Source organism: Actinoallomurus sp. NBC_01490 (genome assembly GCF_036227085.1).
GTDB lineage: Bacteria > Actinomycetota > Actinomycetes > Streptosporangiales > Streptosporangiaceae > Actinoallomurus > Actinoallomurus oryzae.
This window is the reverse complement of the sequence record NZ_CP109433.1, coordinates 11142967-11158345: the sequence shown is the minus strand read 5'-3', so window position 1 is coordinate 11158345 and position 15379 is coordinate 11142967. Positions and strand designations below refer to the sequence as shown.

The following is a 15379-nucleotide window of genomic DNA, read 5'->3' as shown; positions in this document are numbered from 1 at the left end:
CTTATAGCGGGTGCAGGCTACTTCCGATCTCTTGACGTCAAGGTTTTTGATGCGGATCGGGGGTGGGCGGCCATGGGGCGCAGGGGAGAGCGACCTCGGCGGCGCGGAGATGGTCTCGTGGCTCAGCTGCGTCATCCGCCCGGTGGCCGTGACGCGCGGATCATGCTGGGCGCGCAGTTCGTCGATCGGGCGGGGACCGGGGTGTGGGCCGCGTCCTCGGTTCTGTACTTCGCGTTCGTGGCTCGGCTGAACGCCGGGCAGATCGGTCTGATGCTGGGTATCGCCGGGATGGCGGGCATCGTTGGATCACCCCTGGCGGGTCGACTCGCCGGGCGGTTCCCGTTGCGGTCCCTGCTCGCCGGCTGTCACCTGATGCGTCTCGGGGTCCTCTGCCTGTTGCCGCTCTCCGGCGCCTTCGCCGTACTGCTGCCCGCGGTCGCCGTCATGTACGTGGGGGACGGCGCGGCGAAGATGCTGGAGATGCTGTTCGCGACCGAGGTGGCAGGGGAGCGGCGCTCGACGTTCCGTGCCCTGTCGAGGAGCGCCGTGAACGCGGCGTATGCGCTCGGTGCGGGCATCGCCGCGATGGGGCTCGCCGTGGGAACCGCCGGCGCCTACCGCGCCTTGATCGGAGTGAACGCGCTGTCGTTCCTCGTCGCGGCGGCCATGGTGTGGCGCACCCGGGAGCCCCTCGGTGCGGCGCGTTCGGCCTCGCGACCCGCCCGTACGACGGCGATGGTCCCGCGGAGCCCCTGGCGGGACAGGGGCTATCTGCTGTTCGTGCTGCTCGACACCCCGATGAACCTGGACGACTCGATCCTCAAGGTGGGGCTGCCGCTGTGGCTCGTGAATCGTACGGCCGCGCCGCACGCGCTTGTCCCGGCCTTCCTCGTGATCAACACGGTGCTGGTCGTGGCCCTGCAGATGCGGGTCTCGGCGAGGACCGAGGGCCCGCGTCGCGCGGCGCGGGTCCTGACGCTGTACGGACTGACGTTGCTGACGAGCTGTGCGGTCATGGCGGCGGTCGTCGGGGCGGGGCCGTGGGCCGCCTCGGCCGGGCTGCTCGCCGCGGCGGCACTGATCACGCTGGGCGAGCTGGCCCGTTCGGTGAGTTCCTGGGAACTGGCGGTCTCGCTCGCACCCCGGGAAGCGCGGGCGGCGTACCTCGGCGTGGCCGGAATGGCCCAGTCCGTCCAGCGGTCCGCCGGGCCTCCGCTGCTGACCGGGGCGGTACTGCCCCTCGGCCCGGTCGGCTGGCTGTCCCTCGGCGCCGTGGTCACCGGGCTGTCACTGGTGCAGCGGCGTGCCTGCGAGCGGCGGCTCAACGCCCTGCGGCTCTGTGGTCCCGGCGAGCCGTCACAGAAGCCGGCGGTGGGCATATCCGCATGAGGACCGGAGACGGCGGGGTCGGCCTGTTGTCGTTGGGCAGGCGCTGGATACGGCGGCGATCAACCGGAGGCCCTGCGCTGGGCGGGTAGATGCTGTTCGATGTCGCGGAGGAAGTCCGGGCAGTTCCAGATGGGTGTCGCCGGACAGTCCGCGGCGTGGCGGAGCCGGTCCCGGGCCGCGGTGAGCCGGGCGATGCTGACGTCGAGTTCGTCGGCCTTGGTGCGGAGACTGTCGCGCAGTTGCTCGTCCTGGTCGCCGCCACCGTCCAGGAGTTTGGCCAGTTCATCGAGGCGGAAGCCGGCCTGCGTGGCCGCGGCGATCGTGGCGAGCCGGTCGATGATCTGCGGGTCGTAGAGGCGCCGTTGCCCGTGGCGGCCAGCGGAAGTGATCAGGCCGAGCCTCTCGTAGTAGCGCAGGGCCGAGGCCGCGAAGCCGGTGTGCTTCACGACGTCGCCGATGTCGATCAGGTGCGATTCCGCCATTTGACTTGGCCTAAAGTCGACTTCAATTGCCAGCCTGCATCGTATGGCGAACCCTCGTTGCCGACCCCGACGGCTACCTTGCGTCGAGCGGTTCGCCGCAGGCGGTTCACAGCAGCCGTCTTTGCACGACATCGGCGATGACCGTAGTCACGACCTTGTTAACGGCTTCGGTACCCGGCGGGGCGCCCTCCCGGCCGGCGAAGAGTACGTACCCGCCCCCGATCAGCGAGACCGCGAGCGAGTCGACATCTGAATCGGCCGCGATGCGGCCCAGCTCGCACTCATCGGTGAGGTAGGAGGCGATCATCGCGCCGGCCTCCGCCAGAACCGGGACACCCTGAGCCGACCTGGCGTTGCGTAGCCGGACGCGCAACTCGTCCCGGAAGATGACGAGACTGACGATCGCTACTGTGACCGAGCCGAACAGGTCCATCAGCGCGCCGGTGAGGTTCCCGGCGACGGTGCCGGTCCCAGCGGATTCGCGCAGCGCGCCGGCCTGGCCCTCGATACGGGCGACGCGGGCTTGCGCAAGCTCGACGAGGAAGGCGTCGAAGTCGGCGAAGTGCCGGTGCAGGACACCCTTGGCGACGCCCGCCTCTGTAGCGATCGCCCGACTGGTCAGCGCGCTCGGCCCGTCCCGCAACAGGACACGCTCGGCAGCGTCGAACAACTGCCGGCGCGCGTCATGGATGTACACCCCGGTCGGCACCGTGCGACCCTCCACACCTCGATGATCCCCATCGGTTGACTGAGTGGGCATGTGCCCACTAGAATGGGCACATGCCCACTCTACGGCAAAAGAACCCCCGTACGTCCCAACGTGTGCCCCGCCAGGCGCATCAAGCCCGCGGGATGGCGGAGTCATTTGGTGTAGATCCCGAGCGTTACGACAGCCGCCGGCTGCGCGGTGCTCGGCGTCGATCCCGACGCGCGGATGGCCGAGTTCGCCCGGCGGACCGGGGTCGAGGTTGAGGTGGCGGCCTTCGAGGCGTGGGACCCCGCCGGCCGGGTGTTCGGCACGGTCGTCGCAGGCCAGGCGTGGCCGACTGGCCGAACGGATGGCCCGTCCAGTGCGGCGGTGAACAGGATGTCGGCGGTAACGGGCTCCGTGCTAAGGATAACGACTACTTTGCTGATGGGTTCTTGCGCTGGTTGGCGTTGAAGCGCGCTTTCTTCTGACGATTTCCGCACGTGTTCATGTCACACCATTTGCGGGTGCGACTTTGGCTGGTGTCGAAGAAGGCGGCTTGGCAGGTTGGCGATGCGCACAAGGCCAATTTTCCGTCTCGTTCGCCTGCGATGATGCTGATCGCATCGGCGGCGATCACGCCTAGGGCATCTTCTACGCAGGAAGCCGAGCTGAGTTGCCATCGCCGATCGCCCTCGGGTGTCAGGATGGCCGCGGCCCGGCCCTGAGTGCTGCGGTCATTGATGACTTGGACGGCAGACGCAGGGAGAGCGTCTTGGGTCGCGGCAGCTGTCGCGGCGGCGTGAATTGCCTCCCTCAGCTCCCAAGCGCGTTCGAGCTGGGCGGTGGTGCAGGACTCCACGGCGAGGCCGTTCACCGTCAGCCAGTCGACGAGTCGGTGCGGCGTGGGAATGCGTTCCACGGCGTTGCCGCGACGCTCCGTCAGAGTCCCCGTGAAGCTGGTCGCCAGCACGCTACCGAGGCGGAAGTCGGGGAGCCGAGTACGCATGGAACCACCTTAGCCGGTTGTCCACCGGCATTGAAGCGTGCTAGAACCGTCTTAGCCGGTTCTAAACAGGCTTGAGTCGGTTCCACGATGACCAGGAGGTCCCATGCCCACGCATCGGTGCGTCGCCGACGCTGCGCCCGGCACTGACCGTGGCCTTGTCACCACGACGGCCCACTCCGGCGGCAACGCCTCATGAACCGCCTGACCAGCGACGTGCGAGCATTCGAAGCCCACGCAACCGACGCCGACCTCGACGATCTGCGCGCGCGACTGGTCGCGGCGCGGCTGCCGGAAGCCGAGACGGTCTATCGCGCAGCGCCCGACCCTCGCCGATGGGAACAGGGCGTTCCTCTCGCCGATCTCGTCGATGTCGTGAACTACTGGCGCACCGGGTACAACTGGCGGTCGTTCGAAGCGCGCCTCAACCGGATCGGCCAGTTCCGCACGACCATTGATGATCTGGGAATCCACTTCCTGCACCGCCGATCCGCGCGCGCGGACGCCACTCCTCTGATCTTGACGCACGGCTGGCCAGACAGCATTGTTCGGTTCATCGACGTAGTGGACGAGCTGGCAGATCCGAAAGATGCAGCCGCGCCGGCGTTCCACGTCGTGGTCCCGTCGTTGCCAGGTTTTGGTTACAGCGACAAGCCGGCCACCACCGGGTGGGGAACCGAAAGGATCGCGGCCGCATGGGTGGAACTGATGGGACGGCTCGGCTACAGCAAGTTCGCAGCCCACGGCGGCGACTGGGGAGGTAATATCACCACGGTCCTCGGCGGCAGGTTCCCGGCGCACGTTCTCGGCATCCACACAACGTTCGCGGAGGGACCGCCTGGGTTGACAACGGACGGGCTGACGGCGGTCGAGCGCAAGTGGACCGAGGAAACCCGCGATTTCTGGCGCCACCGCGCGGCGTACGCGAAGCAGCAGGCGACCCGGCCGCAGACCATCGGCTACTCGCTCGTCGACTCACCGGTCGGGCTTCTTGCCTGGATCCTTGACAAGTTCGCCGAGTGGTCAGATACCGACGATAGCCCGTTCGAGACGATTTCCAGAGATCGCGTTCTAGACGACGTCACCCTGTATTGGCTGACGCGGACCGGCGCATCGGCGGCCCGCATTTACTACGAAAGCCACAACTCGCTGGACCCCGAACTTCGGGTCGACGTCCCGTCAGCACTCACTATGTATCCCCGTGACGTCGAGAAGTGTCCGCGCCCCTGGGCACAGGAGCGGTACCGGCAGATCGTCCGATGGAGGTCGCCTGAAACCGGAGGACATTTCCCGTCGCTGGAGGTTCCCGAGTATTTCGTCAAGGACCTGCAAGAAGGCCTCGCGGCAGTGCTGGCCGCCAATCGATGAACCCCGCCGCCCCGACCGTCACGGGCAGTGCCCCGCCTCACCCCGGGCTCGACGCCTGTTTCCGGACAGGGAGCTGTTGACTCCTCGCGCGAACAACTCATCCAGCCTCGCCACCCCATGAGGCCACATCGCCAATCTGCGCGCCCTCCGAGTCGCCTGACGATCCTGGCCACCGGGCCGGCATGCGATGGCGGCCAATGGGCTGTCGCTGTCCGCATCCTGGCCTAGGTGTCGGTGGCCTGGAGCTCGGTCGGCTGCAACATGCGATCGAGGAACTCCTCGACGGCAGCCTCAGCAGTGGCCTGGGCAGCGGGCACGTCGTCGGCCAGGGCGATGACCAGTGCCATCTCGTTGCCGGCGGCCAGCAGGATGTGCGCGAACGGTTCGACAAGCGGCGCCGGCACACGACCGGCATCGGCGGCCTGCTGCAGAACGGCCTTGAGCATGCCCAGGCCGTACTGCTCCTCGATGCCGCGCCAGCGACGCCAGCCCAGCACGGTCGGCGCGTCGATCAGCAATATCCGGCGTACGACGGCGTCGCCGGCGAGCCGGATCCAGGCCATCTCAGCCGCCTTGAGCAGGCCGCAAGCCTCCGTCTCCCCGCTGGCTGTGGCAGCGGCGAGGGTGGCTTCACCGACCTGCGCATGGACTGCCTCCACAACCGCCTCGAACAGGCGCTCTTTGCTCGCGAAGTGGTGATATAGCGATCCGCGACTTACCCCGGCATGCTCCAGGACAGCCTCGATCGAAGTGCCCTCATAGCCTCGGTCGGCGAACAACTCCGTCGCCACCTCAACCAGATGTCGCCGGGTCGCCTGCCCCCGGTCAACGCGTCGATCCACACTCTCCTCCAGTTGCCAAACCGACAGTCGGTTTACTAAGTTCTAGACCAACGGTCGGTTTCTTGGTGTTATCGCCGTTCACTCTACGATCGCGGAGGCGACCGATGTTTCTGACCGGGTTCGACGACCACCGCCACACCGTGCACACCCAGGCCGGCGAGATGAGTTATGTCGAGATCGGTACCGGTCCGGCGGCGCTGTTCGTGCACGGGATCGCGACCAACGCCTACATCTGGCACAACCTGATTCCGCTGCTTGCCGACACGCGACGCTGCGTCGCCATCGACCTACCGCTACATGGGCAGAGCCTGGCCGCGCCCGAACACCAGCTCACGGTCGGTTCGTTCGCCGACACGCTCGCCGAGGTCTGCGCGGGCGCGCGTCTCGGCCAGGTCGACCTGGTCGGCCACGACACCGGTGGTGCGGTCGCCCAGATCCTTGCCGCCCGCCATCCCGAACTGGTACGCACGCTGACCCTGACCAACTGCGAGACGCGTGACAACATCCCGCCGGCCGCGATGGCCGCCACCGTGGAGGCGGCTCGCGCCGGCCAACTCGCGGCGGCGGCTCCGGCAATCCTCACTGACCCCGCCGCTGCCCGGGCGTTCTTCGCCACCGGCTACCAGGACCCGCAGTTCCTGAGCGCGGAGTTGGTCGCCGCGTTCCTCGAACCGGTCATCGGCACCCCGGCGGCCGCCGCGCGCTTCCAGGAACTGATCGCCGGGCTGGGGCCGGACGATCTGCTCGCCGCCGAGCCGGCTCTGCGTGCTCTGCGCGTCCCTACACTGATCGCCTGGGCGACCGACGACGAGTTCTTCGACTTGAAGTGGGCGCACTGGTTGCACGACACCATCCCCGGCGCACGTGACCTGGTCGAGATCGCCGACGGAAGGCTCTTCTTCCCTCATGAGCGCGCCGCCGAACTCTCCTCGCACATCCGTCGCCATTGGGCCACCGGCGACCGAAGCTGACCAGGAGCAAACCGCCTTATCTCAAGTACACGCCTGGATATACGAGACGAGGTGAGCGACGACTCCACTGCTCACCTCGGCGAGGCGCGCCCCCGATACCCCCGTTGCCGCGGCCCGGGCAGGCAGCTTAAAGATCAGCCGCTGGTCGTACTTGTGCCGGGCGGGGGAGTCTGGTCCAGCTGGTACAGACCGAGGATCACACTGTAGGGCCGGCCGTCTCCATCGTCCGGCTGGCCGGCCAGGTCGCGGAGGATCGTCGTGAGCCGCTCGGCGTGCCGAGGGGTCAGTCTGAGCGTCCGCAGCGCTAGAAAAACGCCGGGCTCCGCCACAGCGAAGGCGTTGGACTCGTCCTCGGCGAGCGTGGTTCGGCTGACATCCGGGCCGGACATGGTGCGTCGGTAGTACTGCTCGGTGCCGCCGCGGACCCGCTGTGTCCCCGCAAGCTCGACCAGTCCGGCGTCGGCGAGCACCTTCAGGTGGTGCGCGACGTTGCCCTTGTTACTGTCCAGCGCCACGGCGAGTTGACTGATGGTCGCCTCTCCTCCGGAGAGGGCGGCCAGTAGCCGGTGCCGCATCGGGTGGCCCAGCGCCTTGAATTGGCTGGTGGCGGCGGGCGCAGCAGCGTTGTCATCATTGCCCACGAGGACAAGCGTCTAGATCTGTTGACGCTTTGTCAAGCGTCTGCTTTTCTTAACGCTATGGCTGGGCAGACGCAGGCGGGCTCCGGGAGCACGACAGCAGGGAAGGATCGCCTTGACCCGGCTTTGGTAAAGCCGGCCGTGGTCATGCTCGTCGGAGTCACCCCGGTCCTGTTCGACTCGACCATCGTCAACGTCGCCATCGACGCTCTGGCCCACGGCCTGCACTCGTCAGTATCAGCTGCTCAGTGGACGATCAGCGGCTATTTGCTCGCGCTCGGCATGGCGGTGCCCATCGCCGGATGGGCGATGGAACGCTTCGGCGCAAAAGCAGCGTGGCAAAGCGCCCTGGCCTTGTTCATGGCCGGCTCGATCCTCGCGAGCCTGGCGTGGAACATGGACACCCTCATCATCTTCCGGGCGCTCCAAGGCCTGGCCGGTGGACTGCTCTATCCGATCCTGGCCAACGTGCTGGTCCGGGCGTCCGGGGGCCGCAACCTCGGTCGGGTCGCGGCCGCGCTCAGCCTTCCCGGCGTACTCGGACCGATCCTCGGACCGGTCATCGGAGGCGTGATCGTCGCGGACCTGTCGTGGCGATGGGTGTTCTGGATCAACGTGCCCATCGCGGTCGTCGGCCTCATCCTCGCCTGGCGCGGCCTGGAGCCGGGCACCGGACGCAAGAACGCCTACTTGGACCTCACCGGCCTCTTCCTACTCTCACCGGCGCTGGCCACCATCATTTTCGGGTTCACCGAAGTCGGCATCCACGCCGGCTTCGACCACCTCGTTGTCGTCGTCCCCCTTACCGCCGGCGTCGCGCTCCTTGCCGTCTTCGTCTTTCACGCGTTGCGCACCTCACGGCCGGCGCTCGTCGACATGCGGTTGTTCACGGTTCGCACCTTCGCGGCATCGACGGTGCTGCTGTTCGTCTCCGGCGTCGCCCTCTATGGCGCCCTGCTGCTTCTGCCGCTCTACTACCAGTCCCTGCGCGGCAAGACCGCGCTCGACGCCGGGCTCCTCCTCGCCCCTCAAGGACTCGGGATGCTGCTCACCAGGACCAAAGCGGGCAAGCTCACCGACCGCGTCGGCTCCCGGCCCGTCGTGCTCGGCGGGCTCCTGCTCATGGTCATCGGTACCGCCGCCTACACCCAGGCCGGCACTCACCCCAACGAAATCCTGCTCGGCCTCAGCCTCGTCGTCAGAGGCGCCGGATTCGGTGCGGTGACCATCCCCCTCATGGCGACCGCCTATATCGGGCTCCGACGCGAGCAGATACCCCACGCCAGCGCCGCTACTCGCATCGCCCAACAAGTCGGCGGCTCCTTCGGCGCGGCGATCACGGCCGTGATCATCCAGGCCGAACTCACCGCCCACCGCACCGGAGGGCTCGCGGGTAGAGCCACCGCGTTCAACAACGCCTTCTGGTGGACGCTCGCCCTCACCGCCTTCGCCGTCATCCCCGCCCTGGCTCTCCCACGACACCACGGAAAGCCAAATGCGACGAAATAGGGCTCGACGGCATGCGTGTGCCGCACACGGTCAAGCCGCGTGTGACCACGCGGCGGAGCCAACCTTCTGAAGATCAGGAGCCCCAGATGGGATTCACACTGACAGCTCCGACGCTGGAACGACGCTATGTGCGTCTGGAACCGCGCGGACATGAGCACGCGGCCGGACCGGCCGCGGCAGCCGAGGAGGACCGCGGCGCGTACACGTTCACCTGGGAGGCGCGACTGGAAAAGGTCGCAAAGGCATGACGCGCAGAAGAGCCGGTTTCTTCAGCGACGCCGAACACGACCCCCGGTTCACCGGCAGCGCCACCAGCGACGAACGAACCATGCTCCAGGACTTCCTGACCGCGCAGCGGCGAACCCTGACGCTGAAGTGCGCGGGCCTGGACACCGAGTTGTCCCGACGCGCCGTGGAGCCCTCCACGCTCTCGCTGCTGGGACTGGTACGGCACCTCGCCGATGTGGAACGCTACTGGTTCCGGCAGGTCATGGCCGGTCAGGACGCATCCCCGCGCTTCGCCGGCGACACCGATCCCGATGGCGACTTCGACGGCGCCGTCGCCGATCCCGCTGTTGTCATCGCGGCGTGGGACGCCTGGCATACCGAGGTCGCGTTCGCCGACGCTCTCGTCGACGCCGCGCCGGATCTGGATGTCGTGGGCGACTCCTGGCGCGGGACGGTATCGCTGCGCTGGGTGCTCATCCACATGATCGAGGAGTACGCCCGGCACAACGGCCACGCCGACCTGCTCCGCGAACGGATCGACGGAGCCGTCGGGCTGTAGCCCACCCAAGCCAGGCGGAGTCTTTGTGGGCGATACCACGGTAATTTGCGCGTGTAGTTTTCCCGTTGGCGAGGAGTTCGAGCAATGCCGCAAAAGGTGGCCCGTGTCCATGAATTGCTTGCGCCGCTCATCGATGAGGAAATGAATGATCTTCATGTTTGGGTGGCGAACGCCGACGCAGGTGATGCTGTGGTACAACTCCATTCCCGACTTACCGACCGCGGCCTATTGGGGGGCGATCCCGAGCCCCTGACCGTCGATCGTATGGCAGAGGCATACTTGCGAAGCGCGTCGGCCGACGAGGTACTGCCGATCATGCTTCATTGCTGCACACGGGATCTGGCGTGGGATCATATCCGCGGTCCCTGGACCGAGGACCATGCGCGGCCGGTGCTGAGCGAACTCGTCGAACTCCTCGGCCCGGGCGCGCGGTGGTTGACGAATGTGACGATATACGGCAACGGGGCATTCGGATACGAATCGATCGCCGGCCACGACCTTAACAACTTCGTCGTCCTCGGCGCTGCCGACGACATCGTCGTCGGAATCCTACGGGTGGCCGAGATCCCATAGCCGCGAGCGCCGTCCCGTCAGGCGGCAGCGCGCTGAACCCGCTGTGGGTAGTCGATTTGACCCGTGTCCTGATCAGACCCCCGGCAGGAGCTCCGCAATTAATCGGACAGCGTGGTGACGGCCATCATGGTCGCCTGCATGAGAGCGACAACCTTTCTCGACCCATCCGCGGCGACGCCGAACACCTCGCCGCGGCACGTTGTGAGTGTGCGGCCATTGCGCAGCACGGAACCGACGGCGATGAACTTCTCTTGGGTTGCCGGCGCGACGAGGGAGAGTGAGAAGTCGACGGTCAGCACGTCGCGGTCCAGTGGGAAAACGGTCAGGGCGGCGAACCCGCACGCCGAGTCGACGAGGGTCGTGATGGCGCCGGCGTGGATGAAGCCGTGCTGCTGGCACAGGTCGGCGCGTCGGGCAAGCTCCAGCTCGGCGCGTCCGGGCGCCAGTCCGAGTAGCTTGATCTCCAAGGTGGACAGCATGGACTGGCTGGCGATGGTTGCGCGGACGCGTCGATCGATCACCGGGTCCAGCTCCCCGTTTGGTGATTCGAACTCAAGGCCAGAACCCAGCCGTTCTGGAGGCGGGTTCTGATCGGTAGCGTCGACGTATTCTGGGTCGAGGGTCAACGTGACTCTCCTGCTCGGATCTCATCGATCTCATTGAGCCTTGAACGTGGTGCGTGGTCAGCCGGGTAGGCCCCAGAACGGGCCGGTCAATCCTGCCTGAGCGAAGTAGGCTGCCGCGGTCTTCGGTTCACGGCGCACGTAGCCTTGGTCGAGGCGACCGTCGTACCAACCGGAGGCCAACCGCCAGAGTGTCGTCAGGTCCATGACGTAGCCCAGCGGCTCGCCGGTCCGGCTCCGCCAGGTGTCAACGCACTGCTCATTGCAGAAGATCCGCTGATGACCGCAGGTACGGACCACGTCGTCCCACATGCGTGCGACCGGGGTGAGGAAGTGTGCGACCTGATCGCCGGGCGGTGGTGCCTGGTTCGTGACGGTCCACGCCAGCGCCGCCCCGCAGCCTGGGCAATTGGTCGCCACCAGCACCTGCGGGTCGTCAGGCAGCAGGTGCGGCAGCGCGAACGAGTCCCATGCGCAACCACCCCACCACAGCGTTCGCCGTCCCATCACCGAGAAACCTAGAGGGATCGACGCGAACGGATGCGCCATCAAAATCCGCTCGCCGGACGGGTCGAGGGCGAGGTGGTGTTCCTCGTGCAGTGCCTGCAACCCCGCGTCGACCGCAGCAATCGGCAGCCCTGTTGTTTCTGCCAACTCGCTGCGTGACGGTGGGCGCCCGGTTGTGGCGAACGATCGGTAGACCGCAAGTCGCAGCTGCTCCGTATCCATGAATACCATCATGCCCTGGACGCTCTGCCGCTCTGAAATCCAGACGGTAACCGACGTGGAACTGGCTGCGGAGAACGGGCGGCTGCTTGCCGAGATCAAATCCGAACAGGTGGCCAAAGTCTCTCGGCGTTGCGTTTGGAGGAACGTCCTTTCCCCGCCTGGCTGTCCCGGATCTGCCCGTTTCTATGAGGTGTTCGAGATCAACCGGATGGTCCTTGTTCAGCGCTGCTCTGTCGCCAGCCTGACACCGAGTGCGAGGAGTACGGTACCGGTCACCGCGTCGAGGGCACGGCGTACCGCCGAGCGGCGCAGCAGGTCACCCATCTTGGCGATGGCCACCGCGTAGCCGGCAAGCCACAGGAACGTCATCGAGCAGAACACCAGCCCGAGCAGCGTCAAGACGACGAAGTGGGTGCCGAACTGTGGCAGCAGGCTGGTGAAAAAGACTGCCATCTTGGGATTGCCCAGGTCACTGAGCAGGCCGCGGCGGTAGCAGGCCAATGGACTCCGCCGCTGGGCCGGTTCGCTGACGGCGGCTTGCCGGGACGACCGATGCAGCACCGCGGACCAGATCGCGTGCAGCCCGAGATACAGCAGGTATGCGGCTCCGAGGTACTTCACCGTAAGGAACGCCGGCGCGGAGGCCACCAACAATGCTGAGATGCCCGCGCTCGTGGCGAGAGTCCACAATGCCTGACCACAAAAGACTCCAAGCGCGGTGGAAACGCCCCCACGTCGTCCGCCGCCGAGCGTGCCGCTGACCGTCACGGCCGTGTCCGGTCCAGGAGTCACAATGACCAAGGCTGACACGCCGAGGAATGTAAGGAACGAAGCGATCACAAAGTCAATCTAAATCAGAGCACTCGATCGCGGAAGGCACGTGCCCGCACCGCGGACGGTCCTACAGGAGCCTGAGAAGACCTCGACCCAGAGGTGCGTCCATGCCTTTCGTATCCTTCATCGCCTGTTCGGGCGACACGTAGAACGGCATGGACACCGGTGGCGTTCCTCACTACTCGATCGTCATTGGTCGGCTGATCATCGCAACGGCGCCGGCGGGCCGCCCGGGGCACCCATCCGCCCCTGCACGACCGACTCCGCCAGCTCACCCACCCGCTCCGCCGGCAACCGCCGGTAACCGTCGGCCGTCACCACCGCGACCACCGGAAAGATCCGGCGCGTCAGGTCAGGACCACCCGTCGCGGAGTCATCATCGGCCGCGTCGTACAACGCATGGATCGAGGCCAAAACCGCCTCCTCCTCCGACAGATCAGGCCGGAAAAGCTTCTTCAACGCACCACGCGCGAACACCGAACCCGACCCGATGCTGTGGAACTCATGCTCCTCATAACGACCACCGGCCGCGTCATAACTGAAGATCCGGCCACCGTCACGCTCCTCGTCATAACCCGCGAACAGCGGCACCACCACCAGCCCCTGCATCGCCATGCCGAGATTGCCCCGCACCATCGTCGCCAGCCGGTTCGCCTTACCCTCCAGCGAAAGCGTACGGCCCTCCATCTTCTCGTAATGCTCCAGCTCCACCTGGAACAACCGCACGACCTCCAAACCGATACCCGCCGTCCCCGCGAATGCGATCGCGGAGTACTCATCGGCACGGAAGACCTTCTCGATATCACGCTGAGCGATGACATTACCCGCGGTCGCCCGCCGGTCCCCGCCCATCACCACACCACCGGGAAACGTCACCGACACGATCGTCGTACCGTGGGGGAAGTGCTCACCCGCCGACGCCCCCGCCGGCAACTCACGATTCCCCGGCAACATGTTCGGCGAATGCACCGCCAGGAACTCGGTGAACGACGAGGGGCTCTGGCTCGCGAACGCGCCCGGCAGACGCCCCGGCGCGGAACCTTGCGACGTCACACGACTCCTTCCACTGCAGCGGACGCGATCGCCCCCGCTAACCAGACCCTACTGTCAGGGCACCATCGCGTGCATGCGTCATGATCCCTCCCCCCGTCCGCTCGCGCCGAACCCGGCCGAACCGGCCTCCGCCACGGCGAGGCACCCGCGGTAGGTGAGCTGGTCGTGTCCGGCCCGATCGGTGACCTCGGCGAACTGGGTGCGGATGGTGGGCAGGCGCAGCACCCGGCAGGCGGTGTCGATCGCGGCGTCGGCGGCCTGTTCGGTGATACCTCCGGTCTTATTTCAGGATGCGGTTGGGGTCGCTGCCGGGAGGGAATCCGGCGAGTTTGCTCGGGTCTCGATCGGTCTCCATGTCTTCTTCCCAGCCGACGGCGTAGGTGATGACGTAGTCGTGGTCGTTTCCGGTCTCCAAGATGAGGCAGTGGGCGTCGTCGTGGATGCCGGTGTCGGCGCCGCTAATCCGCCTGGCTTCGGCCGGGGTGGCGCAGCGGATGACGAGTCCGTCGTACTCGATCCTGACCTTCATGGCCCGGACGGGCTTGAAGACGATGTCGATGCGGGACTGACGGCTTCCGTCCTGCATGGTCGTTCGGGTGCGCAGCAGCAGTTGGCTGTGGCTGATCGTGTAGGCCCAGACGGTGAACGCTCGGTCGGAGCGGAATAGCTCCGCGCCGGGCACGAAGCGGTCCGTGGTGTTCAGCCAGTCCGATTCGATCATGCACGGATTCTTCCAAGGGCGTGGCTTGCGGCGTTCGACGTGGCCGAGGAATTCGGTCCTTTCCTCGTCGGTGGGGGTGCGGTACTCCTCGCTGGGGCGTAGTGCGATGTTTGGACGACGGCCTGACGAGGCTGCACACTGAGGGCCATGGCCTTGACGAGTCGTCTCGCTCGCCGCGAGGACGTGCCTAAGCTCCTGCCCTTGGTCGCCGCCGCCATCGATGAGCTGCAGAAGGGGTTTCTCGACGACGCCCAGATCGAGTCGAGCCGGTCGATCATGGGTATCGATACCCAGCTCGTCGACGACGGGACGTACTTCGTGGTCGAAATCGACGAGCAGGTCGCTGGATGCGGCGGCTGGAGCCGCCGGGCAACGCTGTACGGGGGTGATCACTCCAGCGGTCGGGACCCGGCGCTTCTGGATCCCCGTCGGGACCCGGCCAAGGTCCGGGCGATGTACACCCACCCCGCCTTCACCCGTCGGGGCGTTGGCCGGCTGATCCTCTCCCGGTGTGAAGCCGCCGCCGCTGCCGAAGGGTTCGCCTCGCTTGAGCTCATGGCCACCTTGTCAGGCCGGCCGCTCTATGAAGCCGCCGGGTTCGTGCCGATCGAGCATGTCGAGGATGCCGCCGGCGGCGCACCCGTTCCGCTGATCCGGATGCGTAAGCCGATCCATGCGGCAGCCTCCCGAACCCTGTGATCGGGTGAAGAGGTCCTATCCGCTCATGCCGCGTACCGGCACGTGTGCCCGCCGGCGACTGCGGTGAGCGTCACGCTCTTGGCCGCTGTCGCGGCGGTGGTCAGCTACCAGCACGTGCACATGTCGGTACTGAAAGATGGCGGGACACGAAGGGCGGGCGTACTCATCCCGCTCAGTGTCGACGAGATGGTCGTCCCGGCATCGATGTCCGTATCGGGGGAGGCGGGATGAAGGCTGCACGTGGTTCTGTGCTCGATGGCCGGCGGATCCGCATCGAGTGGCGGGACTTCCCTTGTCTGGGACGGGAGTCGACCATGGCCCCACGTGCCGTCGCCGTGCAGGGACGGCTTGCCCTGGGGATCATGGGTATCCCGGCCGTCCTTGCCGGCCGAACGCCGATCATGGGTGCTCAGCCCGAGGCGGTCTTCGCGAAGGCGATCGACGATGCCCTGCGGAAGGCAGCGTAG

At 66.7% G+C, this 15379-nt stretch carries 21 protein-coding genes; 10 read left to right on the top strand and 11 right to left on the bottom strand.

Features of this window, described 5'->3' with window-relative positions; all coding sequences use genetic code 11:
* Positions 1–117 precede the first annotated feature (117 nt).
* Complete coding sequence (locus OG417_RS51560; RefSeq protein WP_329246385.1) at positions 118–1389, top strand: MFS transporter; 1272 nt, start codon at positions 118–120, stop codon at positions 1387–1389.
* 59 nt (positions 1390–1448) lie between these two features.
* On the opposite strand, the gene OG417_RS51555 is transcribed toward OG417_RS51560, so the two are convergent.
* The 3 genes from OG417_RS51555 to OG417_RS51540 all read right to left on the bottom strand — a co-directional run bounded on the left by OG417_RS51555 (position 1449) and on the right by OG417_RS51540 (position 3568).
* Positions 1449–1871, bottom strand: a complete 423-nt coding sequence (locus tag OG417_RS51555) for a MerR family transcriptional regulator (RefSeq protein ID WP_329246382.1) — start codon at positions 1869–1871, stop codon at positions 1449–1451.
* 106 nt (positions 1872–1977) lie between these two features.
* Positions 1978–2580 (bottom strand): TetR family transcriptional regulator, encoded by a 603-nt coding sequence (locus tag OG417_RS51550; RefSeq protein WP_329246379.1) that lies wholly within the window; start codon positions 2578–2580, stop codon positions 1978–1980.
* A 415-nt stretch (positions 2581–2995) separates the two neighbouring features.
* Complete coding sequence (locus OG417_RS51540; protein WP_329246376.1) at positions 2996–3568, bottom strand: CGNR zinc finger domain-containing protein; 573 nt, start codon at positions 3566–3568, stop codon at positions 2996–2998.
* A gap of 192 nt (positions 3569–3760) precedes the next feature.
* On the opposite strand from OG417_RS51540, the gene OG417_RS51535 reads away from it, so the two are divergent.
* Complete coding sequence (locus OG417_RS51535) at positions 3761–4933, top strand: epoxide hydrolase family protein (RefSeq protein ID WP_329246373.1); 1173 nt, start codon at positions 3761–3763, stop codon at positions 4931–4933.
* Positions 4934–5157: 224 nt separating this feature from the next.
* Here OG417_RS51535 and OG417_RS51530 read toward each other — a convergent pair whose 3' ends face one another.
* A complete protein-coding gene (locus tag OG417_RS51530) occupies positions 5158–5775 on the bottom strand; it encodes a TetR/AcrR family transcriptional regulator (protein ID WP_329246371.1) in 618 nt (205 codons plus the stop codon).
* A 104-nt stretch (positions 5776–5879) separates the two neighbouring features.
* Between OG417_RS51530 and OG417_RS51525 the strand changes: the two genes are divergently transcribed.
* Positions 5880–6746 (top strand): alpha/beta fold hydrolase, encoded by an 867-nt coding sequence (locus OG417_RS51525; RefSeq protein WP_329246368.1) that lies wholly within the window; start codon positions 5880–5882, stop codon positions 6744–6746.
* A gap of 134 nt (positions 6747–6880) precedes the next feature.
* Here OG417_RS51525 and OG417_RS51520 read toward each other — a convergent pair whose 3' ends face one another.
* Positions 6881–7321: an ArsR/SmtB family transcription factor gene (locus OG417_RS51520; protein WP_329246365.1), complete on the bottom strand. Its 441-nt coding sequence runs from the start codon at positions 7319–7321 to the stop codon at positions 6881–6883.
* A 3-nt stretch (positions 7322–7324) separates the two neighbouring features.
* On the opposite strand from OG417_RS51520, the gene OG417_RS51515 reads away from it, so the two are divergent.
* From OG417_RS51515 to OG417_RS51500, 4 genes are all read left to right on the top strand, one after another.
* Positions 7325–8893, top strand: a complete 1569-nt coding sequence (locus OG417_RS51515) for a DHA2 family efflux MFS transporter permease subunit (RefSeq protein WP_329246363.1) — start codon at positions 7325–7327, stop codon at positions 8891–8893.
* A gap of 86 nt (positions 8894–8979) precedes the next feature.
* Complete coding sequence (locus tag OG417_RS51510) at positions 8980–9141, top strand: hypothetical protein (RefSeq protein ID WP_329246360.1); 162 nt, start codon at positions 8980–8982, stop codon at positions 9139–9141.
* On the top strand, positions 9138–9680 hold the full coding sequence (locus tag OG417_RS51505) for a DinB family protein (protein WP_442875632.1): 543 nt from the start codon (positions 9138–9140) through the stop codon (positions 9678–9680). Before OG417_RS51510 ends, OG417_RS51505 begins: the two co-directional genes overlap by 4 nt.
* An 84-nt stretch (positions 9681–9764) precedes the next feature.
* Positions 9765–10253, top strand: a complete 489-nt coding sequence (locus tag OG417_RS51500; protein WP_329246357.1) for a hypothetical protein — start codon at positions 9765–9767, stop codon at positions 10251–10253.
* Between the two features lie 98 nt (positions 10254–10351).
* Here the strand turns inward: OG417_RS51500 and OG417_RS51495 are convergent, their stop codons facing one another.
* The 6 genes from OG417_RS51495 to OG417_RS51470 all read right to left on the bottom strand — a co-directional run bounded on the left by OG417_RS51495 (position 10352) and on the right by OG417_RS51470 (position 14213).
* Positions 10352–10879, bottom strand: coding sequence for a PaaI family thioesterase (locus tag OG417_RS51495; RefSeq protein WP_329246355.1), 528 nt, complete (start codon positions 10877–10879; stop codon positions 10352–10354).
* 57 nt (positions 10880–10936) lie between these two features.
* On the bottom strand, positions 10937–11605 hold the full coding sequence (merB, locus tag OG417_RS51490; RefSeq protein ID WP_329246350.1) for an organomercurial lyase: 669 nt from the start codon (positions 11603–11605) through the stop codon (positions 10937–10939).
* A 219-nt stretch (positions 11606–11824) separates the two neighbouring features.
* Positions 11825–12445, bottom strand: coding sequence for a LysE family translocator (locus tag OG417_RS51485; RefSeq protein WP_329246347.1), 621 nt, complete (start codon positions 12443–12445; stop codon positions 11825–11827).
* Between the two features lie 198 nt (positions 12446–12643).
* Positions 12644–13393 (bottom strand): proteasome subunit beta, encoded by a 750-nt coding sequence (prcB, locus tag OG417_RS51480; protein WP_442875798.1) that lies wholly within the window; start codon positions 13391–13393, stop codon positions 12644–12646.
* Positions 13394–13570: 177 nt separating this feature from the next.
* On the bottom strand, positions 13571–13717 hold the full coding sequence (locus OG417_RS51475) for a hypothetical protein (RefSeq protein WP_329246340.1): 147 nt from the start codon (positions 13715–13717) through the stop codon (positions 13571–13573).
* 55 nt (positions 13718–13772) lie between these two features.
* Positions 13773–14213: a hypothetical protein gene (locus OG417_RS51470; protein ID WP_329246339.1), complete on the bottom strand. Its 441-nt coding sequence runs from the start codon at positions 14211–14213 to the stop codon at positions 13773–13775.
* Between the two features lie 201 nt (positions 14214–14414).
* On the opposite strand from OG417_RS51470, the gene OG417_RS51465 reads away from it, so the two are divergent.
* The 3 genes from OG417_RS51465 to OG417_RS51460 are packed head-to-tail and all read left to right on the top strand — an operon-like array spanning position 14415 to position 15379.
* A complete protein-coding gene (locus OG417_RS51465) occupies positions 14415–14912 on the top strand; it encodes a GNAT family N-acetyltransferase (protein WP_329246337.1) in 498 nt (165 codons plus the stop codon).
* Between the two features lie 42 nt (positions 14913–14954).
* The gene (locus tag OG417_RS54755) at positions 14955–15143 is read left to right on the top strand and encodes a DUF2637 domain-containing protein (protein WP_442875631.1); all 189 of its coding nucleotides are present in this window, start codon (positions 14955–14957) and stop codon (positions 15141–15143) included.
* Entirely contained in the window at positions 15140–15379 is a 240-nt protein-coding gene (locus OG417_RS51460; RefSeq protein WP_329246334.1) for a hypothetical protein, read from the top strand. Before OG417_RS54755 ends, OG417_RS51460 begins: the two co-directional genes overlap by 4 nt.